General features: G+C 37.5%; 13 protein-coding genes. 2 read left to right on the top strand and 11 right to left on the bottom strand.

Going from position 1 to position 23,952, the window contains the following annotated elements; genetic code table 11:
- Positions 1-87: 87 nt before the first annotated feature.
- The 9 genes from ACFO5T_RS00210 to purL all read right to left on the bottom strand — a co-directional run bounded on the left by ACFO5T_RS00210 (position 88) and on the right by purL (position 16,945).
- Complete coding sequence (locus ACFO5T_RS00210; protein ID WP_380031019.1) at positions 88-2,919, bottom strand: gluzincin family metallopeptidase; 2,832 nt, start codon at positions 2,917-2,919, stop codon at positions 88-90.
- 145 nt (positions 2,920-3,064) lie between these two features.
- Complete coding sequence (locus ACFO5T_RS00205; protein WP_021779057.1) at positions 3,065-3,754, bottom strand: LOG family protein; 690 nt, start codon at positions 3,752-3,754, stop codon at positions 3,065-3,067.
- A 52-nt stretch (positions 3,755-3,806) separates the two neighbouring features.
- Positions 3,807-6,638, bottom strand: a complete 2,832-nt coding sequence (gene uvrA / locus ACFO5T_RS00200; RefSeq protein WP_380031016.1) for an excinuclease ABC subunit UvrA — start codon at positions 6,636-6,638, stop codon at positions 3,807-3,809.
- Positions 6,639-6,800: 162 nt separating this feature from the next.
- Positions 6,801-7,235: a methyltransferase family protein gene (locus ACFO5T_RS00195; RefSeq protein WP_375252367.1), complete on the bottom strand. Its 435-nt coding sequence runs from the start codon at positions 7,233-7,235 to the stop codon at positions 6,801-6,803.
- 67 nt (positions 7,236-7,302) lie between these two features.
- Positions 7,303-9,072, bottom strand: coding sequence for an AMP-dependent synthetase/ligase (locus ACFO5T_RS00190; protein WP_380031013.1), 1,770 nt, complete (start codon positions 9,070-9,072; stop codon positions 7,303-7,305).
- A 129-nt stretch (positions 9,073-9,201) separates the two neighbouring features.
- Complete coding sequence (locus tag ACFO5T_RS00185) at positions 9,202-11,580, bottom strand: M14 family zinc carboxypeptidase (RefSeq protein WP_380031011.1); 2,379 nt, start codon at positions 11,578-11,580, stop codon at positions 9,202-9,204.
- Between the two features lie 135 nt (positions 11,581-11,715).
- A complete protein-coding gene (locus ACFO5T_RS00180; RefSeq protein WP_380031009.1) occupies positions 11,716-12,513 on the bottom strand; it encodes a type 1 glutamine amidotransferase domain-containing protein in 798 nt (265 codons plus the stop codon).
- 79 nt (positions 12,514-12,592) lie between these two features.
- A complete protein-coding gene (locus ACFO5T_RS00175; protein ID WP_380031007.1) occupies positions 12,593-13,093 on the bottom strand; it encodes a Crp/Fnr family transcriptional regulator in 501 nt (166 codons plus the stop codon).
- A gap of 192 nt (positions 13,094-13,285) precedes the next feature.
- Complete coding sequence (gene purL, locus ACFO5T_RS00170) at positions 13,286-16,945, bottom strand: phosphoribosylformylglycinamidine synthase (RefSeq protein WP_380031005.1); 3,660 nt, start codon at positions 16,943-16,945, stop codon at positions 13,286-13,288.
- A 173-nt stretch (positions 16,946-17,118) separates the two neighbouring features.
- On the opposite strand from purL, the gene ACFO5T_RS00165 reads away from it, so the two are divergent.
- The gene (locus ACFO5T_RS00165) at positions 17,119-20,415 is read left to right on the top strand and encodes a GEVED domain-containing protein (RefSeq protein WP_380031003.1); all 3,297 of its coding nucleotides are present in this window, start codon (positions 17,119-17,121) and stop codon (positions 20,413-20,415) included.
- Positions 20,416-20,501: 86 nt separating this feature from the next.
- Here ACFO5T_RS00165 and ACFO5T_RS00160 read toward each other — a convergent pair whose 3' ends face one another.
- Together ACFO5T_RS00160 and ACFO5T_RS00155 are read right to left on the bottom strand one after the other, a co-directional pair.
- The gene (locus ACFO5T_RS00160; protein ID WP_380031001.1) at positions 20,502-21,536 is read right to left on the bottom strand and encodes an endonuclease; all 1,035 of its coding nucleotides are present in this window, start codon (positions 21,534-21,536) and stop codon (positions 20,502-20,504) included.
- Positions 21,537-21,546: 10 nt separating this feature from the next.
- A complete protein-coding gene (locus tag ACFO5T_RS00155) occupies positions 21,547-22,758 on the bottom strand; it encodes an RsmB/NOP family class I SAM-dependent RNA methyltransferase (RefSeq protein ID WP_375252375.1) in 1,212 nt (403 codons plus the stop codon).
- Positions 22,759-22,827: 69 nt separating this feature from the next.
- Between ACFO5T_RS00155 and ACFO5T_RS00150 the strand changes: the two genes are divergently transcribed.
- Positions 22,828-23,952 (top strand): WD40/YVTN/BNR-like repeat-containing protein, encoded by a 1,125-nt coding sequence (locus ACFO5T_RS00150; RefSeq protein ID WP_380030997.1) that lies wholly within the window; start codon positions 22,828-22,830, stop codon positions 23,950-23,952.

The following is a 23,952-nucleotide window of genomic DNA, read 5'->3' as shown; positions in this document are numbered from 1 at the left end:
TAATTTATATAGATGTATATTTAAAAATATGCAATAATTATCTTTTCTGTTGAGGATTTATCAATTTTAAAACCAATAAAAAACTATCTAATACCACTTACGTGAAAATAGTCCAATGACCGTATCTACACTTAGTTGAAGTTGAAATCTTATTTTTTGATCATAATTGGGTTGACCAATTTCCCATCCAAGATTTGAATAAATAGGGAAGTATAGCTCAAAGTAGTCATCTAGTAAGCTTACTTGTATCCCGGAGTCATATACAAGCTCGCCATTTGCTCTTTTGTTTTTTACAACACCAACGTCTCCATAAGCATAGAAGTATTTCCACAAAGTTGTACTTGCATTTGCTGTAAACATCCACTCATTTGCAAAAACGGGTGCCACATCATCTAGTTGTGATTTAAAACCACCTTCTGCTATGATTATTTGTTGAGAGAACACCCCGCTATTTTCTGAACGGCCATAATAATTATAATCAAATAAATAATCTGTAGGTCTATCTAATGCAAAACTGAAAAAGTCACCATCAGACTGTGTTTTATTATACGTAAATATCCCGCCAAACAAGCGCACATTGAGTTGTCTATTGTTTAAGAATAAACGTCTGTAAAAGATGTTACCAGAAAGCTTTCCAAAATTTCTAGCAAATTGTACATCTCCAGTCACATTAAGCGTATGTACAATACCTGGGTTAAAACGACTATACCTAAGATTGAGAACATCATAATTAGGCGTAGGCAAGGGTACTAATGGATCTTCTTGTCGCTGGACACTCACATATCTAGCAGAAACAAATTGACGCTTATCTGCCCGTAAGTTTGAGGTTCTAAATCTCAAATTTACAAATGGAGTCACTCTTGTAAAAAGTAAATCTGGAGCATATGAAAACCTATTGCCAGAAATACCATATCGCAATCCATAAAGTCCTTGATTTTGGAAATCGTGTCTGTAAGATATTGAGGCACTCCCTATAAGTTTTTTTGATTTAAGCCCTATCTGAGGCTCGATCTTATAGTTAAGTGCTTTTGTAAGTAATGTTTTATTGTACAATTTAATTCCTGGAGAAAAACCATCATAGAGGTTAAACTCTGCCACAGGCATAAAGAATAACTGATTTTTTGAAGGGTTTTCAAAATCCTGAAAGAATTTAAATTGAAATGGCTTATCAATGCCCAAAAATGCTCCAGGCTTCTCATAATTATTACGCAAGTTATTTTCTGGGACTATATTCTCATAATTAAGGACAAAACGGTCTGCGTTGTCACTGGAGTAGGAAAGCGTAGTAGCCTTCTCCTTTCCAGACACCCAGCGTGTGCTTGTAAGGCTGTCATCTTTAAAACTATAAACAGGTATAGGAGTTTTACGTCTTTTTTTATTCTTTACAGTAACATATATGGAATCTCCTTTTACTTTAGAGTTTTTTAGGGCATAATCTATGCGCTCATTTGATGTGATATACTCATCAAAAAACCAACTCACATCCTTGTTGCTCTTAGACGTTACTAGTGTTTTAAAATCATTTGATCTTGTAGGTTTTGATGCATTCTCCTCGTAAAAAATCTTTATAACGTCATCTAGTACCTCGTCGCCTAGATACTCATTAAGATAATTAAGACCGACACCGCTTTTATAAGAATACCCTATGTTTTTATTGTACTTAATAAGCTTATCATAAGGAGTGTCTAATCCTTGATCAAGATTAAGTCTAGAGATATGAGTATATAGAATAGGGAATTGATCATTAAACTCTAGTTTAGATGCATAAAACTGGCGTACGAGCCAGTATTTATCAAGACCGCCTACAACTTTAAGATCAGGGTAAAACGTATCAATATATTTTTGAAGCATATAGACTTTGAGTCCATCTATGAGCCACCTATCTTCACGTGGGTTTACAAGTAGTGTATTATTAATATAATTATTAATAGTAGTCTTGAGCAGTTTGATTTCATACTTAAAGCCATCTGGAAAAGGACTAATAAAGCTAGGCAACTCATTAAGTCCATAAACTGGCTGCTCTTTGTAATCAAGATCTGTAACTAGTATTTTAATAAAAGGATATGCTCCTAGATTTTTATCTAGAAAGCCTGCTATGCGATCTGTAATAACGGCCCTTATTTGAGGTGGTAGTGTGCCATTTTGTAAGTTTGAAACTATAGTTACATAATCTGTTTGTACCTCTTCATAAGTAGAGTTTTTGAGAAGAAATATTTTGGCATCTGTACGCTGTTTACCCGTAAGGCGTGTTAACTTTTCGCCTTGAGCGTATGAAGAACCTTGTGAAGACTTTTCTAAATCTGTAACAAGCGTAAACCCAACCGGAATAGAAAAACTAACCGTAATATCAGACTGCGGAAAATATCTATCATTAAGATTTTTGTTACTATAATATTGCCACCCATTATCATAAACTGCCGGTGTCATAAACCAGTACCTCAAGTTATAGTCACCGCCGCGAGTTATGCCATAATCGGTAAATTTTGCATCTGGTAGGGTAACGGTATACTGTAAATTTAAAATAACCGTTTCGCCAGCTGGTACAGGTGTTTTTAAAATCACTTTTATAATGTCTGGAAAGCCTTTTGGTCTTGTATACTGCAGGATAGACCCCTGCCCAGAGATGGCCTTTACGGCTGTAAACCCACGTTCATTATCTGGAGCGAGATGGAATTTTTTCTCAAAAGATTCGGCAAATCTTTTTGCTAGGGGAGTGGTCTTGCTAGAGAAGCTATGCGCCCAGTCTGTGAGATAAACTTCCTCCCAATTATCTGTAGACGTGTTTTGTACAGCGATTTGCTGTTGTATTGTTATAGATCTCTCATCTGGCTGTAATTGAGCATTTATGGTCATCGCATTCTGACCTATCGCTACATAGCTAGATACAATCAAAAATAGAAGTGAGTAAAAATGTTTCAATATAGATGTAAATGGGGTTTATTATTAAAACGATATTAAAGGAGATTTATGATATGTACGGTGTTTAAACACTATATAAATCTCCTTAACACCTCTTAGTAATCTTATATGGTGTAAGTTACGCTTTCGCGAAAGCGTAAACCTACTAGAAATTAGGACTTAACTGATACTCGTCATAGAAGTTATTGAGCACCTCAATCACCTCGTCAGACGTGTCTACAAGATGAATAAGATCCATATCTCCAGCACTTATATTGTTAAATGAGTCAAGCAAAGTTTCTTTTACCCAGTCCATTAAACCTCCCCAAAACTCAGTACCCACAAGAATGATAGGAAACTTCTGAATTTTATGAGTTTGTATAAGTGTGATTGCTTCAAAGAGTTCATCTAACGTACCAAATCCTCCTGGCATTACCACAAAGCCCTGAGAGTACTTAACAAACATTACTTTTCTTACAAAGAAGTAATCAAAGTCTAGACTTTTATCACTGTCTATATATGGGTTATCGTGTTGCTCAAATGGCAGTTCTATATTAAGTCCTACAGAGGTTCCTCCGGCAAGATGTGCACCGCGGTTACCAGCTTCCATAATACCAGGCCCTCCACCTGTGATGACTCCGTAACCGTTATCTGCAATCTTTTCGGCAACCTCTACGGCTAGTTTGTAATATTTGTGGTCTGGTTTTGTGCGTGCACTTCCAAAAATGGATACACAAGGGCCTATACGGCTCATTTTTTCAAAACCATTTACAAACTCTCCCATTATTTTAAATATGGCCCAAGAGTCGTTTGTTTTCTTTTCGTTCCAGCCTTTTGGTCTGCTTTCGTTGCGCATTCTAGTATTTTTATATTGTTAGTAAGACGTTTTTGCTTTAAGAGCGTTGCGTCTAGTTCATTTCTTTTTTTAAGAACTCAGCTGTATAGCCTTTATTCTTTTTAATTATTTGTTCTGGCGTACCTACGGCGACTACCTCGCCACCGCCTTTACCACCTTCATAACCTATATCGATTATATGGTCTGCCATTTTTACAACATCTAGATTATGCTCGATGATGAGAATGGTGTTTCCTTTATCTACAAGCTTATTAAGAACTTCCATTAACACTCGTATATCCTCAAAATGGAGCCCCGTCGTAGGCTCATCTAATATATAAAAAGTATTACCAGTATCACGCTTACTAAGCTCTGAAGCTAGCTTGATACGTTGTGCCTCTCCACCAGATAGTGTTGTACTTTGCTGTCCTAGAGTTATATAACCTAGCCCTACATCTTTAATAGTTTTTAATTTTCGGTGTATTTTAGGGATGTTTTCAAAGAAGTCTGTCGCCTCATTCATCGTCATTTCTAGTACATCTGCGATAGATTTACCTTTATAACGTATCTCAAGTGTCTCTCTATTAAAACGTTTACCTTGACAGGTCTCACACTCTACGTATACATCTGGCAGAAAGTTCATCTCTATAACTCTAAGACCTCCACCTTTGCAGGTTTCACATCTTCCTCCAGCGACATTAAAGCTAAAACGTCCAGGCTTGTAGCCTCTTATAAGTGCTTCTGGAGTTTTTGCAAATAGACTACGTATCTCATCAAAGGCCTTTGTGTAGGTAGCAGGGTTTGATCTAGGCGTTCTACCTATAGGAGATTGATTTATGTCTATAACCTTATCACATTCATCTAGACCCTTTATACTTTTATACGGCATAGGTTTCTTTACGCCATTAAAGTAATGTGCATTCATAATAGGGTAGAGGGTCTCATTAATAAGTGTAGACTTACCACTACCAGAAACACCCGTGACCGCTATCATTTTACCTAGCGGTATTTTTATAGATATATTTTTGAGATTATTACCCGTAGCACCTTTGAGCTCTATAAATTTTCCGTTTCCTTTTCTACGTTTTTTAGGGATTGTAATTTCCTTTTCTCCATTGAGATATTGTGCAGTAAGGGTGCTGTGATTTAAAAGTTCTTGTGGTGTTCCTTCACTTATAATCTCACCCCCAAAATTACCAGCTTTGGGACCTATATCTATTACGTGATCTGCACGCTCTATCATATCTTTATCGTGCTCTACAACTATCACAGAGTTCCCTATATCTCTAAGTGATACAAGAGAGTTTATAAGCTTCTCATTATCTCGCTGGTGAAGCCCTATACTGGGCTCATCTAGAATGTAAAGTACTCCTACTAGTTGTGAACCTATTTGAGTAGCCAGGCGTATACGTTGTGCTTCTCCTCCAGAAAGCGACTTAGAGCTTCTATTTAAATTTAAATACGTAAGACCTACATCTACAAGGAATTGTATTCTTGATTTTATTTCTTTAATAATTTCAGAACCTATCTTGAGTTGCTTTTCTGAAAGTCTCGAGTCTACCGTTTCAAACCAGTCTTTGAGCTCAAGAATATCCATAGACGCGAGGTCTGCAATACTCTGATTATCTACTTTAAAATAAAGAGATTCTTTACGTAATCGTGATCCCTCACACACTGGACAAGCTACTTTATTCATATAGCTTTTTGCCCATCTCACGAGAGAGGTTGACTCACTATCTTTATAGGTGCTTTCTATAAAATTTGCGACACCTTCAAAATCTATTTTATAATCTCTTGTAACTCCTAGTTGTTTTGAAGAAACAGAAAACTTCTCATTACCTCCGTAAAAGATAAAGTCCATCGCCTCTTGTGGTATGCTTTCTATGGGGTCTGTAAGTTTAAAGTCAAAACGCTCTGCGATGAGCTGTAACTGTTTAAAAATCCAGTTATTCTTTTTTGGACCGTGTGGGTCAAGCCCTCCAGCATTTATAGACTTTTTAGGATCTGGAACAATCTTTTTTGGGTTTACCTTATAAAGCTCACCTATACCATTACAATTAGGACAAGCACCCTTAGGCGAATTAAAAGAAAAATTATTAGGCTCAGGATTAGGGTATGAGATGCCAGAAGTGGGACACATCAGGTTACGGCTAAAATAGCGTACCTCTTGTGTATCGTGATCTAGCACCATAAGTACATCATCACCGTGATACATCGCAGTATTTATACTTTCGCGCAAGCGTTTACTATCCTCATCACTTTTTTTAACCTGCATACGGTCTATCACAATCTCAATGTCGTGCACCTTGTAGCGGTCTACCTTCATTCCTTTTGTAATATCACGCACTTCACCATCTACACGCACTTTTACAAATCCCTGCTTTGCAATTTGTTCAAAAAGCTCCCTATAATGCCCTTTACGAGAGCGTATGGTAGGAGCGAGTATATTTATGCGTTTACCCTCATAACTCTCTGTAATGAGCTCCTGTATTTGCTCATCACTATAGCTCACCATTTTCTCCCCCGTATTGTACGAGTAAGCATCTGCTGCACGCGCGTAGAGTAGGCGTAAGAAGTCGTAAATCTCTGTAATAGTCCCAACGGTAGAACGCGGGCTTTTACTTGTGGTTTTTTGCTCAATGGCAATTACTGGAGATAAACCTAAAATTTGATCTACGTCTGGACGCTCTAATCCACCCAGAAATTGTCTAGCATAAGCCGAAAACGTTTCGATATAACGACGTTGTCCCTCTGCATAAATCGTATCAAAAGCGAGTGAGCTCTTACCACTACCCGAAAGACCGGTAATAACAACCAGTTTTTCTCTAGGTATCATTACATCAATATTTTTTAGGTTATGAGCGCGAGCACCATATACTTCAATACGTTCTTCTTGTTCTATCATAGACTTTTAGGCAAGTAACAAATTTACCGCTTTAAGGCTTAATTAGAAAGTGAGTACTACTATAAGAGATTGTTAATATTAAAGCCTGCAGCGTGTTTTTTTACGCTTTCGCGAAAGCGTGATTTTACTCCATAAAACGCTATCAAATTGCAAGATATTTTCTTAAAACAATAACGGAATAAGACGGTAGGTTGTCTTCTTGTATGCCGCATAGGTTGTTCCAAAATGACTTGACAGCAGTTGCTCTTCTCTGTAAATCTTTAAAACTAGAACTACAAAAAGTGCTATGTATAGTATTGAATTTATAATACTTAAAGGAATAAAAGCAGCCGGGATAAAAAACAAGAGTATCCCCGTATACATAGGGTTGCGCAAGATTTGATAAGGACCACGGGTTACTAAAGCCTCAGATTTAACCTCGGGTTGCACATTAAAATTCCCTATACGCATTGCAAGGACTCCCCACAAAGCTATCACAAACCCACATACCTTAAACAACAGCGGTATATACTCCATACTAAAACTATCTGAATTGTAGAGTAAGGCGCCTATGAGTAAACCTTGAGCAATAACGAGTATTAGTGAAGATCGTGACACAATAAGAAAATTACTAGGGTTTTGTGTATTAAAAAAGGGTTACGATAACGTAACCCTTTTGATTGTTTTATAATCCGTAGATGTCATTATAAAGATGAACATAGTTCTCTTTTATGATTTTACGTTTAAGCTTCATAGTAGGAGTGAGGTAACCACTCTCTACCGTCCAGGCGTCTGGAGTAAGTCTAAAGGCTTTTACCTTTTCCCACTTTGCGAAGCTCTCGTTTGCTTCATCTACCTCTTTCTGGTAGCGAGCTTGAACCTCTGGATTTGCAATAAGATCTTTTTGTGTTGTGTAAGACACATTTTTCATCTTTGCCCAGTCTTCTAGGAACTCAAAATTAGGTTGTATTAAGGCAGCTGGCATTTTTTGCCCTTCACCTATAACCATTATTTGCTCTATAAAACGTGATTGCTTAAATCTGTTTTCTAATAATTGTGGTGCAACATATTTACCTCCAGATGTTTTAAACATTTCCTTCTTACGATCTGTAATTTTAAGGAAACCATCTTCATCTATATGACCTATATCACCTGTGTGGAAGTAGCCATTTTTAAGGACTTCGTTTGTCTTTTCTGCATCCTTATAATAACCTAACATTACATTAGGTCCTTTTACAAGGATTTCTCCGTCTTCTGCAATCTTAACTTCTACACCTTTAATAAGCTTACCTACAGTGCCTATTCTAAAATTACCACCACGCATATCATTTACAGAACATACTGGTGAGGTCTCTGTTAGACCGTACCCTTCCATAACACCCATTTGTGCAGCGTTGTATATTCTAGCTAGACGTGGTTGTAGTGCAGCACTACCAGAAGCGATTACTTTAAGATTACCTCCTAGTGCTTCTTGCCATTTTGAAAAGATAAGTTTACGAGCTATAGCGAGCTTACGCTCATATAACCAGCCATTTTTACCATATGGTTCATATTCTAAACCTACATCTACAGCCCAGAAAAATAATTTTTTCTTTATACCTGTAAGATCTGCTCCTTTTGCAATAATCTTGTCGTATACCTTCTCTAGTAGTCTAGGTACAGCCGTCATAATCTCAGGTTTTACCTCCTTAAGGTTGTCTGAGATAGTCTCTAGCGACTCTGCAAAATAGATTGCAACACTGTTGTACTGATACAAGTACGTAATCATACGCTCGTATATGTGACAAATAGGTAGAAAGCTCAATGCTTTTATACCTTCTCCAGCAGTAGGTACACGTTCTGTACTTGATATAGCATTACTCACAATATTTCTATGCGATAGCATTACACCTTTAGGTCTACCAGTAGTTCCAGAGGTATAAATAAGCGTAGCAAGGTCATCTGTCTTTACAGAATTCATAAGCGCTTGTACTTCTGGTTGATTACTATCATCTGCTCCTTGATCTAATACCTGTTGCCAGTTATCACAACCGTCTATATCATCAAAAGAGTATACCCCTTGTAATGATGGTACTTTATCCTGAGCTTCTCTAACTTTTGCTAGTGTTTCTGTACAAGAAACAAAAACATATTTACTCTCAGAGTGGTTTAATACATATGCATAATCTTCTGCAGAGATAGTAGGGTACATAGGCACGTTCTGTGCGCCTATTTGTAAGATACCTACATCACAAATATGCCATTCTGTACGGTTAGTCATCGAGATAACCGCAATTTTATCATTAGGTTTTACTCCTAATCGTAATAGACCTCTACTAAAAGCATTTGCTTTATCAATATATTCTTGCGTAGATGTCTTAATCCATTCTCCATTTACTTTCGTACAAAGGGCATCTGGCAGGTTGTTTGTTTCCAGTTGATGATAAGGAAAGTCAAATAATCTAGTAATTTCCATAAGTGTCATTTAATTCGGTGACAAAATATGAAAAAATGCACGGTTTCTATTGAGATATTCTTAAAATAAGGCAGTAATTTTTACAATTTGGAGATATTGTATTGATTTTCTTTAAGATGCGTTTTAGACTTAATTTTTGACTATTTTGAAAATTGCACTATTTTCAAGGGTTTTAAGTTCCAAAAAGTAAATTCCAGCGGTAAGGCTACTGTAATCTATAAAAGCATTTCCTTGTTGTTTTGTTGGTTTTAACACTTCCTGTCCTAATACATTGTATACAATAGAACTATAAGATGGTAGCGTAGTACGTACAGTTAGTATGTCTTTAACAGGGTTAGGGAATAACTTAAATGCGGCTTTCAAATCAATCTCATCTACCTGAAGCGACTCATCTGTCACCAGTAAAAATGAAAGATCATCAAAATAAAAACCATCTCTTGTAACACCACCATCAGAAACCAGTGTAAAGCGAGCCATTATAACCTCTCCAATATATTCACTCAGGTTGATCTCTTCATAAACCCATTCATCTTGTACGCCATCATAAAGAGGTTCTCCTATAGGTTGTGCATTTGTGCCAGCACTCGTGTAATTACCACATTGAGGCTCCCAAGTGCTACCATTATCTGTAGATATTTCAAACTGCACATAGTCCCAGGTGCTTTCTATATCCCATCTCGTATAAAATGATACCATTGCAGCTGTACCTAAAGAGAGATCTATAGGGTTAGACAACGATATTACACTATTTTGATTATTTGAATAATTACCAGAAGGTGAGTCTGTAATAGAAGATGAAGGAGAGATAAACGTAGTATTTGTAACTCCCCAAGCTGTATTTTCATAATTACTTAAATCGTTAGCTTCATCTGTAAATACATTATTTATTGCCCCATATATTTTAGTAATACGTATAGCATTGTCATAAAATCCATTATTAATAACTAAATCAAACTCAATTTGGTCACCAGCAACTACATCTTCGGTTAACGTATAGTTTATGGTTCCTGATACTGTTTCTAGAGGCGCAACATTTGTAAAATTTTCGGCATCACCATTACTTATGATATTACTTGAGACAGGATTGAAACTAATAGTAAAATCACCTGTACTATCAACTCCTAGACGCTTTAAATTAAATGAAGTTGAGAGGTTTGTACTCTCTCCTACGAGAGTATTTGTAGTTTCTACGAGAGCACCATAATTTGTAGCCATCTGTGCAGCCGTAAGGTTCATAAACATCATAGCCTGAGAGGTAGCTATAATATCACTTGCTGGTGGCCAGAAAGAGGTTCCTATCTCTGGTGTAAAGGCAAAAATCTTATCGTGTGTACCCACAGTACCGTACATAAAATCATCACTCTCACCTGCAAAGGGATTATCTCTTATAGGCGTATAACCGTTTAGAGAAGTTAATTCTGCACCGATACCTTGGTACAATCCATCATCTGCTGTTGCTACATCTGCATAGCCAAATGGATAATACAACAACTCTCCAAAGGTGTGATTATTAAGTGCCAGCACAAAGTTGTGTTGCTCTACAAACCATTTTACAGCTTGGTTTTCTATCTCAGAAAATGGACCTGTACCGTGATAAGTATTAGAGTTAGGGTTACTCGAGGAGCCAGCCCCTCCCCACGAGCCATTATTAGGGTCGCCATTAATGTGGTAGTCATAATTTCTATTGTTATCTACACCGTTACCATTCTTTCTATTTTTACGCCATAGTCCGCCGCCGTTTGGGTCTGTAACTTGGTTATATAGGTAACCGTCTGGATTAATAACGGGTATAAAATATAGTTCTGTATTATTAACTATAGATTGTACCTCAAGATCACTTTCATAATTTTCTAGTAAATACCACATATAATAAACAAGCTGCATAAGTGACATAGGCTCTCTAGCGTGATGTATAGCTGTATATAAAACATCTGGCTCAGTCTCATCTACATTAGGATTATCACTTATTTTAAGCCAGTAAATAGGGTTAGATCCTATAGATGGTATTACAGATGTATCTGGCTGACCTTCCGTAAGAAAATCACTTATTTGTGCCTTAGTAGTTATAAGATTAGGATAAAGAGCTGCCATAGCATCTACCTCGTCTAAAAATTCTTGATAAGTAAGATATCCTCCCATAGAACCTTGATTAAAATTTTCTGGAGTAGGGTAGTTGTTATTACTTGTTGTACAGTTTGTGTTCTGTGATTGTGATCTCATATGCTCATTTTGAGACCTATAATGGGCGGCTACATCATTGATTATGATTTCTACATCATATCCATTTTGTCTTGCAGTGGCAACCTCATCTGTAGAGAAGTCTGAGATTATATATGTACCCTCCTTATGTATACCGTGATCTGAAGCAATATCAAGGCTTTTAAGTTGAGTGAGAGTTTGATTTCCAGAAAATGAAATCTTAGCCTTGTGATATATTGTTGGGTTTTGTTGCGCTTTCGCGAAAGCGTAAATACATAATATACAAAGTATGCTGAGTAATTTTTTCATCAAGGTTTCTTTAAAGCGGTAGCGCTTATAAAGATATAACACTTATAGACTTGAATTTCCTACTTGAGAGGGTATATTAAAGAAGCCCAAGCTTAAAAAGCTTGGGCTTAGGGTTATCCACTATTTTAGAGGGAATTATAGGGATAATTTATGTAATAATTTTTCTGCCACTAACTCAGATGATGCTGGGTTTTGACCTGTGATAAGAAGTCCATCTTCTACAGCAAACTCACCCCAGTCTGCGACCTTCTCATATTTTGCACCATTTGCCTTAAGCATATCTTCTACTAAGAATGGAACTACATCTGCAAGCTGTACAGCTTCCTCTTCAGAATTTGTAAAGCCTGTTACCGTTTTTCCTTTTACTAGTGGAGATCCATCTTCATTTTTTGTATTTTTGAACACTGCAGGAGCGTGACATACAGCAGCTACTGGCTTATTATGAGCATAGAAACTCTCTATAAGAGCAATTGAATTTTTATCTTCTGCAAGGTCCCATAATGGCCCGTGTCCTCCTGGATAAAATACCGCGTCATAATCTTCTTGACTAACCGTCTCTAGCTTAATAGTAGCAGCAAGTATATCTTGCGTTTCTTGATCTGCAAAGTATCTTTTGGTTGCAGGTGTTTGTGCGTCTTCTGTATTACTTTTTGGGTCTATAGGTGGTTGTCCTCCTTTAGGCGAAGCAAGTGTGATGTCTACACCTTTGTCCTTAAGTAGGTAATATGGAGCAGCAAACTCCTCTACCCAAAATCCAGTTTTTTCTCCTGTGTCTCCTAAGTCTTCGTGACTTGTTAAAACAAATAGTACCTTTTTCATAGTATTTTCTTTTTTTGATTCTACATTAGTTAAAGTAGTTACTTCGGTTTCATTTGCTTGTTTACAAGACAATGCAACCGCAAGTAATACAATCGCTGTGAGCGTTTTTTTCATTTGTATCAATTTCTTAATACAAAAATACGGGGCTCAATTCTTCAAAAAATTGATTTATGATAATAAAAGGGGTTTTTAACTATCCTTTAGCAATTTCCTTGCGTATGCGGCTTAAGCTTTCGGTAGTTATGCCTAAGTAAGATGCTATATGGTAGTTCTTTACTGTTTTTTCTATAGTAGGGTAGGTGGTAATAAAACTGTGGTAACGCTCCCTGGCAGATAAGGAGATATTACCCAGAATACGCTTCTGAAAACTAGCAAAAGCTCCTTCCATTTTCTTTCTAAAAAAGGATTCTAGCGATGGGATGTTCTTGTAGAGATTATCTAATTTTTCCTTAGGTAATTTATAAATAACCGCATCTTGAAGACACTCTAAAGTGACTATGGCTGGCGCCTTTGTAAAGTATGCTGTATAGTCACTTATCCACCAGTCATTTATGGCAAACATAAGTGTGTGTTCCTTACCCACAGTATCTGTAAAATAGGAGCGTAGACAGCCACTGTGCACATAGTATTGATCTATTACAACCTGGTTTACATCTATAAGAATTTCTCCTTTTTTTACTTCAATGCGCTCCATACCTTGATTTATAAGGTTTACGGATATACTATCAAGATCGACGTTCTTAAAAATTTGTGCTATGATATTTTGTTTTTCCAGGATTATAGAGTGTGGTGGTTTGAGTAAATATACGCTTTCGCGAAAGCAAAATAAAAACTCCCACTATCTTTAAAAGAGCGTGGGAGTGTATACATATGCGATGTTGCTTTCTTATTTATTCTTCTCTACCCAAAGTCTTGCATTTACAAAAGCCTCTAGCCAAGGGCTTACCTCGTCTGTATGTTGAGCAGGGTAGTGTGCCCAGTTCCAAGGGAATGTAGATCGCTCTATGTGCGGCATAGTTGCAAGGTGACGCCCTGTGGTGTCACAAATCATTGCGGTATTAAAGTCAGATCCATTAGGATTTGCAGGGTACCCTTCATAACCGTAGGTTGCTACAATATCATAAGCATCTTTGCCCATAGGTAAGTTAAACTTACCTTCTCCGTGTGATATCCATACGCCTAGCGTAGTACCTTCTAGTGAAGATAACATTACACTATTGTTCTTTTCAATTTTTACAGAGGTAAAATTGCTCTCGTGCTTGTGACTATCATTATGAGACATCTTTGCAAGTTGCTTATGCTCTGGATTGATAAGGTCAAGTTCTAAAAACAACTGGCAACCATTACAAATACCTACTGAGAGCGTATCCTCACGAGCAAAGAAATTCTTTATGGCCCTATTTGCCTTCTCATTATATTTTATAGCACCTGCCCAACCCTTTGCAGATCCAAGCACATCACTATTTGAAAAACCACCTACAGCTCCTAAAAACTGAATGTCTTCTAGCGTCTCACGTCCTTCTATTAAGTCTGTCATATGCACATCCTTAACATCAAAACCAGCTAGGTACATTGCGTTTGCCATCTCACGCTCAGAGTTACTTCCTTTCTCTCTTAGTATAGCTGCTTTAGGTCTAGGTTTACCTGTGTCAAGTACTGGTTTTTTACCTGTAAAGTGTACAGGGAATGTATAATCTAGCGCTTGATTTTTATAGTTATCAAAACGATCTTGAGCAAGTCCATTTGCCGTTTGCTTATTATCTAATAAAAATGAAGTTTTGAACCAAGTATCACGCAGTGAACTCACGTTAAGACCCATCTCGACACCATTGCTTTTAATTACAAGCTCTGCGGTATCTGTTACATTTCCTATTTTAAAGAAGGCTACATTATTTGCTGTAAGAACATCTTCTACACCAGCATCTGCCTGAAAGACAACACCAGCATTTTCTGAGAAGAGTAATTTTATGAGATCTTGTTCTCCTATTTCTGTGAGATCAAGATTTGCACCAAGATTTGTATCTGCAAAGCAAAGTTCAAGTAGTGTAGTTATAAGACCACCACTAGCTACATCGTGTCCTGCTTGTATTTTATTATCTTTTATTAAATCCTGTAATGTGTTAAAAACTGTTTTGAAGTTATTATCACTTACAACGGTAGGAGCTTCATTACCTATGCTATGGCATACTTGTGCAAAACTAGAACCACCTAGTTTATGACTATCACCAGACATATTAATGTAATAAATAGCACCGCCATTCTTTTGGAGCACTGGCTCTACTACTTGATTGATATTATTACAACTACCTGCGGCACTTATAACAACGGTACCTGGAGCAATCACATCTCCATCTGGATATTTTTGCTTCATAGAGAGACTGTCTTTACCTGTAGGTACGTTTATACCTAGGTTAATAGCCATCTCAGATATAGCTTCTACTGCTTTGTAAAGTCTAGCATCTTCACCTTCGTTTTTACAAGGCCACATCCAGTTTGCAGATAGACTCACAGACTTTAATCCATCTGTAAGTGGTGCCCAAACAATATTAGTAAGTGACTCTGCGATACTGTTTTTACTACCAGCTACAGGGTTTATAAGTCCAGAAACAGGTGAATGACCTATAGAGGTTGCAATACCTTCTATACTCTTAAAATCCATAGCCATTACACCTACATTATTTAAAGGAAGTTGTAATGGTCCTACACATTGTTGCTTTGCAACTCTACCACCTACACAGCGATCTACTTTGTTAGTAAGCCAGTCTTTACAAGCTACTGCTTCTAGCTGCAAGACCTGCTCTAAATAGTCGTGTATCTTACCTAACTCATAAGTAGGCTCTTTATAATTACGTGCTACCGTAACATCTGTCATTACGGTTTTGGGCGAACTACCAAACATATCATCTAGGTGTAAATCCATAGGACTTTTTCCTGTGGTAGCACTTTTAAATGTAAATCTATGATCTGTCGTGACATCTCCTACTTCATACATAGGAGATCTTTCGCGATCTGCTATACGTTGTAATGTATCAATGTCTTCCTTTCCTATAACTAGTCCCATACGCTCTTGAGACTCGTTACCTATAATCTCTTTTGCAGATAGGGTAGGGTCACCTATAGGAAGTTTATCTAAATCTATAAGCCCCCCAGTATCTTCTACAAGTTCTGACAGACAGTTTAAGTGTCCACCAGCACCGTGATCGTGAATAGATACAATAGGATTTACATCACTCTCCACCATACCACGTACAGCATTTGCAGCACGCTTTTGCATTTCAGGATTAGAGCGTTGTACGGCATTAAGTTCAATACCAGAGTCTAGAGCTCCTGTATCTGCACTTGATACTGCAGCACCACCCATACCTATTCTATAATTCTCACCACCTAGTATTACAATTTTGTCACCATCTTGAGGTGTGTCTTTTAGTGCCTGTTCTTTCTTTCCGTAGCCTATACCCCCGGCTTGCATAATTACCTTGTCATAACCTAGACGTTGCCCATCTTCTTGATGCTCAAAAGTGAGAACTGAACCGGCTATAAGTGGTTGTCCAAATTTATTACCAAAGTCTGAAGCTCCATTTGATGCTTTTATAAGAAGGTCTATTGGGTTTTGATAAAGCCACTTTCTTTCTTGCATACCCTGTTCCCACGGGCGGTCTTGCTCTAGCCTTGAGTACGGCGTCATATACACAGCAGTACCTGCTAGTGGTAAAGATCCTTTACCACCAGCTAGTCTATCTCTTATCTCACCACCAGAACCTGTAGCCGCACCATTAAATGGCTCAACCGTAGTAGGGAAGTTGTGAGTCTCAGCTTTAATAGAAATCACAGATTCAAACTCTTTTTCTGTGTAGTAATCTGGTTTGTCTGCCGTATTTGGCGCAAACTGAGTAGCCTTAGGTCCTTCTATAAAGGCAACATTATCTTTATAAGCAGAGACAATCGTATTCGGATTTTCGGCAGAGGTCTTTTTAATAAGCTTAAATAGTGAAGATGGCATTTCTTCTCCGTCTATCACAAACGTTCCATTAAAAATCTTGTGACGACAGTGCTCAGAATTTACTTGGCTAAAACCAAAAACTTCTGAGTCTGTAAGTGGTCTTCCTATTTTGGCTGCTACGCCTTCTAGATATGTCACTTCCTCATCACTAAGCGATAACCCTTCTTTTTCATTATATGCTGCAATGTCTGTTACAGGAAGAATTTCTTCTGGTGTAACCTCAATATCAAAAATAGTTTGGTCTAATGATTCAAACTGTTGAGATATCATTGGGTCAAAAGTTGTTTCCGCTTTCGCGAAAGCAAACTCTTCTATTCTCACAATACCCCTAATACCCATATTTTGGGTAATCTCAACCGCATTTGTACTCCACGGAGTAATCATAGCTGCACGAGGGCCAATAAAAAAAGCGTCAATAGTAGACGCTTCAATTTGTGGGGAGTTGCCAAAAAGCCATACAAGCTTAGCAATATCTTCTTGTGTAAAGTCTTGTGTAGTTTGCACCGCATACACAGTGCTCTGAGGGTTACCAAAAAAGTGGATCATCCGAGTGGTTTTGTTGTGTGTTTTTGAAAAAGTAAAATTACTCAATATTTATTTATGTTAAAGGTAGGAATTAAGGAGATTGAAATGTTTATTAAGTGAGTTGTTAACCACAACTGTGAATAAATTATTATTATGTTGTATCTTTCTGATATACAACTATAAACAACACAAAAATGATAAGAAAATTACTTGCAATTTCTTTACTAGTAATGAGTATGTCGGTATTTGCACAAGAAGCACAACCTGTTTCTACTGTAGGCACTGGAACTTATTTAGGTAAAACTGAACCCCTACGAGATTTCCCCACTCTTTCTTCAAGTCCAAGTTATGGATTTTCTGAACTCAATATTGTAGAAAATAATTTTGGTGTGTCACCCGGCGCATCAGAAAATGCGTTACCACTTAATGGAGATCCAATAGGGCAGCGTACGATGGGAGAAAATATGAGCTATGCGCCCATAGTGAACTTTGACGGAGCAAATGCTTCTGAAGGTCAAGCTACACCACCAGATCCATCTGGCGCTGTAGGACCTAATCACTATGTACAAGGTGTTAATTTGGTTATTAAAATATATGATAAAACAGGTAACCTACTCGCAGGGCCCACATCATTAGGAGAGTTTTTAGGAAACGGTGATAATAATGGAGATCCTATTATAATGTATGATCACCTTGCAGATAGATGGTTTGTGAGTCAATTTCAAACGTCTAACAATGCATTAATTATAGGTATATCTGAAACTCCAGATCCTACAGGGGCTTATTTCTTATATGAATATCCACTAGATTCATTTCCAGATTATCCACACTATGCAATCTGGCCAGATGCATATTACCTTACATCAAATAAGAGTGGTGCAACCACATATGCATTAGATCGTGATGCTTTACTTGCTGGTGAAGCAAATCCAGCAATACAAGGTTTTAATTTACCTGGTGTTATTGCAAATCCTAATACAGTATTCAGCCCAGAACCAGCGAACTTAACAGGATTTTCATTTCCTCAGGGTGATGTCCCAGGTTACATTGTTTATTTACAAGATGATGGTTGGGGTGCGGCTTTTGACCACCTTAAAGTATGGGAACTAGATATAGACTTCGATAACTCAGCAAACTCAACAGTATCTGCACCATTAGAAATACCAACAGCTCCTTTTGATTCTTTTCTTGCACCTTTTGGAGCGGGAGAACTTAATCAACCAGGAACTACGAATAAAATTGATATGCTAAGTGGTATTATTTCATATGCAGCAAATTATAGAACTTTTGAAGATCACAACTCTTGGCTTATCACTTTTAATGTTGATGTAAATAGTGATAATACGACTTCTGGAATACGCTGGATAGAGTTGCGTAATAGCGACACAGAGCCTTGGTCAATATTCCAAGAAGGAACTTATGCACCAGATGATGGTAATAGTAGATTTATGGGAAGTGGAGCAATGGATGCACAGGGTAACATAGGTCTTGCTTTTAATGTAGGTGGTCCAGATCAAGAAGTAGGGATAAGCTATACTGGACGTTTTGACGGTGATGCACCTGGAGAAATGACGGCAGCTGAACAAATCATAGTAGAAGGTGGAGGAATACAGTCTAATACAAACCGCTTTGGAGATTATTCTCACCTTACTATGGATCCAGATAATTTCACATTTTGGCATACATCAGAATATTTTTCTGCTGACAATTTTTGGAATACACGCATCGCGTCTTTTAATCTTTCTGCTGGTTTTGAAACAGATTTAGGTGTCCTTTCTATAGTAACTCCTGAAGATGGAGCCCTTACCAATGCAGAAACTGTAGAAGTTACCGTACGCAACTTTGGAACAGTAGCTCAAAGTGATATTCCGGTCACCTTAACTTTAGACGGTGTCGAGATTGCAAATGAAGTTATCGCTGGGCCTATTGAACCGGGTACTGCTATAAATTACACATTTACTGCTACAGCAGATATGTCTACAGAAGGACAGACTTATATGCTTGAAGCTACAACGGGCTTATCTGGAGATCAGGCTGCTGTTAACGACTCTGCGATTAAAGAAGTAATGCACCTCTTTATGGCAGATGTAGGGGTCACAGCACTAGTAGCACCTGTAGATGCATCGGGACTAACAGATGTTGAAACTATAACTGTAGATATTACAAACTTTGGTTCTCAAGATCAAACAGGATTCCCTGTACAATACACAATAAATGGAAGTACTCCTATTGTAGAGACTTATACTGAGACTCTAGCTGCAGCTAGCACAGCTTCATTCTCCTTTGCTACCACTGTAGATCTTTCTAGCATAGGTTCTTATGATTTTGTGATTGAAACTGCTTTAACAGGTGATCAAGTAGAATCAAATGATGCCTTTTCTACGACTATTGAGAATCAAGTTTGCCTACCTACTGCATTAAGTGGTTGTAATGTAGACGGTATTAAGCAATTTATTCTTAATACTATAAGTGCAGATGATGGGGCTGATGGTTGTAATACTGAGCCAGACGGCAGCCCAGCTGGATATGCAGATAGGACAGACCTTAGTACAGAATTAAGTAATCTTGCAGGGTCAAATGTATATACATTAAGAGCAAGACAAAACTGGGGAGGCGGAGCCGGTGTTGAAGCGCTTTCTGTTTGGATTGATTTTAATGATAATGGAGGTTTTGAACCAGAAGAACAGCTTATAGCTGGTGAATTTTTTCAATCATCAAATGTATTAGAAGACTTTACACTTACTATACCTGTAGGAGCGGCTCTAGGTTCTCACAGACTTCGTGCAAAAGCAATTGATACATCTGCAAATGGTGATATAAATAATCCTTGTAGTGATTTTTCATTTGGAGAAGTACAAGATTATACGGTGGTAATCACAGATCAACTTCAAACAGCAGATATCGGTGTAGTTGCTATCACAGCACCAGAGTCTGGTGTTGAGCTAGGTAATCAAGATGTTACCATCGAGATGTCAAATTTTGGTTCTTTAGAGCAAATTGATTTTGATGTACAGTATACTGTTAATGGAGGTACTCCAGTTGTAGAAACTATTGATACTGCAATAGGTCCTGGATCATCTATTTCTTATACTTTTTCACAGCAAGCAGATTTAAGCGAAATCACAACCTATGACATCGAAGCAAGAACATTACTTGCATCTGACTCTAATGGTACTAATAATGCGGCTACAACTACTGTGGAATCTACACTTACTGTAGACGATCTAAGTGTAGACTTTTCTGATCTCACGGTAACTAAACTTGAAAATAATAATTTTGATGTGATGCTTACTACAAATTTTGATGGTCGAGTTTACGTAGGGCTGTCAAATATTTTGGGACAACAATTAAAGTATAAACCTATTGCCAAGGATGCAAACGGATATCGTGTCAACCTTGACTTATCAAGTCTTTCTACAGGGATTTATGTTATTAAGGTAAATGACTTAAGAGGTAACTTTGTAAAAACAGCTAAAATTCTAGTTGAGTAAAATCAATTTTCAGCTTAAACAAAAAGGGATAGACCTCGCGGTCTATCCCTTTTTGTTTTTCAAATAACTAGATGTAGTTATGTAAACTATTTTATGACTAGTCTCTTTGAAGCATCATTAATTTGTAATATATACATACCAGATGAAAGATTTGAAACGTCTAGCGTTTTATATCTTTTATGGTTAGAGGTAGTCTCATTATATAAAACTTGTCCTAATAAGTTATATATTTTTAAAGAAGTAATATCTTGATTGCTTTCAACTTGAACCACCGTATTTGCTGGGTTAGGAAAAATGCTAGCCTCTATAAATTCAGAAGAAGGAGCAGAGAGCTCTCCCCAAAAATCCTCAGCAGGTTCGCCTCCCCAAATATTTGTAGCCAGTATAGGGTTGTCTATAAAAGGATTTCTATTACCATATTCTGCCTCTAGAGGGTCGTTACGTTGCATCTCTACGTCAGATACTGGATCTTCTACATTCCATTCTAAAAATAGCTGTAACATTTGTGTGTCACCCTGTAATGGACCTTGTCCTACAAGTGAAGGCAGGCATTGCTCGCCGTAGCGAACATACATATACATCATCGCTCGTGCAACATCACCTTTCCATTCATCACCTGGGTACCAGTCTCCAGAACCTACATCACCAGAGTTTCCAGTGCCATCGTTAAACTTTTTTGAGCCTCTGTTTCCATTGCGTTGTACATCACTAGGTCGTAAGTTATGGGGATCTGCTACGATACCATTACTACTATTACTAGCCGAACCCATAGGAGGGTTTGCTAAGCTACGTGGGAAGGTATGCTCTCTATTATACTCACAGTTATCTCCACCAAAATCATTATTTGATCTCGTAATATCTGTGGTACAGTTACCATCGTTATCATTAAAACCATAAATAAGTAAAACCTCAGAGTCATCCTCAGGGTTAGCATCTGTAATTTTGGTGGTATCTCTAAAATCTCCGTAAGTATAATTTTCATTATAAACAGAAAGTTTTAATCGCAGCTCTTGCAACAATTCTGTACCCGTAAGATATACAGCCGTATCATCATAATACGATTGTTGAGCAATACTTATAAAGGGGAGGAGTAAAAATAAAAGTGAGAAATATCTTTTCATAGTCTTCTTTTTATTGCTTTCGCGAAAGCAAAGCCATATAAAATCCATCATATCCAGATTTTGCTGGGCTTACTGTTTCTTCTTTTTCTAATTGAAATTTCTGCCCCTGTTCTGTAGCCAAAAATGCTTGTACTTGTTCTTGATTTTCTCTGGGTAAAATAGAACAGGTAGCATACACCATCTTACCACCATCTTTTACAATCTTGCTGTAGTTTTGAAGTATGTCTGCTTGACGCTGTACCACCTTATCTACAAACTCTGGTTGTAATTTCCATTTTAAATCTGGGTTACGTTTTATTGTACCTAGACCTGTACAAGGAGCATCAATCAGAACACGATCTGCAGAGTTGTATAGCTTTTTAAATACTTTAGTAGAGGTAATTTCTCTTGTCTCGATATTATGTGCTCCTGCACGCTTAGATCTTCTTTTGAGCTCTCTAAGCTTTCCGGCATAAATATCCATTGCTATTATTTGCCCTTTGTTTTCCATAAGAGCAGCTAGATGAAGTGTCTTACCACCAGCTCCTGCACAAGCATCTACCACACGCATACCCGGTTCTACCTCTAGCATACGAGCAACTTTTTGAGAAGATGCATCTTGTACCTCAAAAAATCCATTTTTAAACGCCTCAGAAGTAAATACATTTTTGCGCTCTACAAGTTCGAGTGCATCTGGGTGAGTATCTAGAATTTTTGTATCTATATCTTGGTCTGCAAGAGTATTACGTACTTCTTTTACCGTAGCTTTGAGAGAATTTGCTCGTAATACAACCTGAGCTTGCGTGTTAAGTGCTGCTAGCTCTGCTCCCCATTTCTTTCCAAGTGCTTTTTCACCCATCTCGTCCATCCAGTCTGGAATAGACTCCTTGTACTTTCTAATTTTTGATAATTCATCAAAACGTCCTTTAATACGGCGAGTAGGGATAGGCTCCATTTGTTTCCAATCTGGCACCTCAATACCTCGTAGTGTGGCCCACACTGCAAATAACCTAAATAAATTAGGTCTACTATATGGTGCTTTTACCTCTGCAATTTCAGAGTAAAGACGTTTCCATCTTACAATATCATAGACAGTCTCTGCTATAAAGCTACGATCTCTCGAGCCCCATCGTTTGTCAAATTTGAGAACCTTGCGCAGTACTTTATCTGCTTGCTCTCCATCATTAAATATCATTCCCAATGCATCTACTGCTGCAAAGACTAGATTTCTGTGTAATTTCATACTATATTTTGAAGCTGCAAAGGTATTGGTTCTTTAATGAATAGTACTATTTTTACTAAAATTTTGACAATGAGATTCCTATCTATTTTATCACTTATATTACTTGCAACGCTTTCTTGTAAACAGGAAACTAAAACTGCACAAAAATCAGACAACGAGCCTATTATCCCTTTTTCTGAGGTTGAAATAGAATTTTTACATCAAGATAGTACGAGTATAAGAGCGATTGAGGTTGCAGAAGATGCTGTAATGTATGCTGGTAGTGATGGGCATTATGGAATTTATAAACTCAATCTTGCTAATACAAAGACAACAGATGCAGATATTGCATCACAATATGAAGTTACCAATAAGGGAAGAATAGATTTTTTAGGTAATAATCCATCTTTTAGAAGTATAGCAAGTACCAGTAAGGCATTCTACATTTTGTCTATAGGGAACCCCGCATTATTATATAGATATGATAAAGAGAGTAACGCGGTAACCCTAGTCTATACAGAGCAAAACGAAAAAGTATTTTATGATGCTATGACGTTCTGGAATGATAATGAAGGTATCGCCGTAGGTGATTCACTAGATGGTTGTCTCTCTATCATTATCACAAGAGATGGAGGTTTAAGTTGGGGCAAGCTAGCGTGTAGCTCTTTACCTAATCAAATAGCTTCTGAAGGTGCTTTTGCTGCTAGTAATACAAACATAAAAACCATAGGAGATAAGACCTGGATTATTACTGGTGGAGGCACTTCACGTGTTTATTATTCTGGAGATAAGGGTAGAAGTTGGACTATTTACAACACGCCTGTTGCTCAAGGTAAAAGTACACTAGGTGCTTATACAATGGATTTTTATGATGAAAATCACGGTATTATATACGGAGGAGATTATGAGCAAGCTCAAGATAACAACGATAATATTGCTATAACTGCTAATGGTGGTAAAAATTGGAAAGTTATTGCCTCTGGAGCAAATGATGGTTATAAGAGCTGTGTGCAATACGTACCTAACTCTAATGGACAAGAAATTATAGCCTCAGGATTTACAGGTATTTCTTACTCAAAAGATGGCGGAGAAAGTTGGTCACAAATCTCAGATGCTCCCTTTTTAAGCTTTAGGTTTGCAAATGATAGTATAGCTTATGCTGGAGGGCGTAATGCCCTTGCAAAACTTACATTTAAAAGAAATACAATTAACTAA

Origin of the sequence: Dokdonia genika (assembly GCF_042652845.1) — a bacterium.
Classification (GTDB): domain Bacteria; phylum Bacteroidota; class Bacteroidia; order Flavobacteriales; family Flavobacteriaceae; genus Dokdonia; species Dokdonia donghaensis.
The sequence above is the reverse complement of the archived record's forward strand: the minus strand, read 5'-3'. Positions and strand labels throughout refer to the sequence as shown.

Coding starts and splice junctions, on each gene's coding strand:
- uvrA (WP_380031016.1), bottom strand. CDS start 6,638: ATGATAGAACAAGAAGAACGTATTGAAGTATATGGTGCTCGCGCTCAT.
- ACFO5T_RS00205 (WP_021779057.1), bottom strand. CDS start 3,754: ATGCGCAACGAAAGCAGACCAAAAGGCTGGAACGAAAAGAAAACAAAC.
- ACFO5T_RS00150 (WP_380030997.1), top strand. CDS start 22,828: ATGAGATTCCTATCTATTTTATCACTTATATTACTTGCAACGCTTTCT.
- ACFO5T_RS00180 (WP_380031009.1), bottom strand. CDS start 12,513: ATGAAAAAAACGCTCACAGCGATTGTATTACTTGCGGTTGCATTGTCT.
- ACFO5T_RS00155 (WP_375252375.1), bottom strand. CDS start 22,758: ATGAAATTACACAGAAATCTAGTCTTTGCAGCAGTAGATGCATTGGGA.
- ACFO5T_RS00165 (WP_380031003.1), top strand. CDS start 17,119: ATGATAAGAAAATTACTTGCAATTTCTTTACTAGTAATGAGTATGTCG.
- ACFO5T_RS00190 (WP_380031013.1), bottom strand. CDS start 9,072: ATGGAAATTACTAGATTATTTGACTTTCCTTATCATCAACTGGAAACA.
- ACFO5T_RS00185 (WP_380031011.1), bottom strand. CDS start 11,580: ATGAAAAAATTACTCAGCATACTTTGTATATTATGTATTTACGCTTTC.
- ACFO5T_RS00160 (WP_380031001.1), bottom strand. CDS start 21,536: ATGAAAAGATATTTCTCACTTTTATTTTTACTCCTCCCCTTTATAAGT.
- ACFO5T_RS00175 (WP_380031007.1), bottom strand. CDS start 13,093: ATGGAGCGCATTGAAGTAAAAAAAGGAGAAATTCTTATAGATGTAAAC.
- purL (WP_380031005.1), bottom strand. CDS start 16,945: ATGATCCACTTTTTTGGTAACCCTCAGAGCACTGTGTATGCGGTGCAA.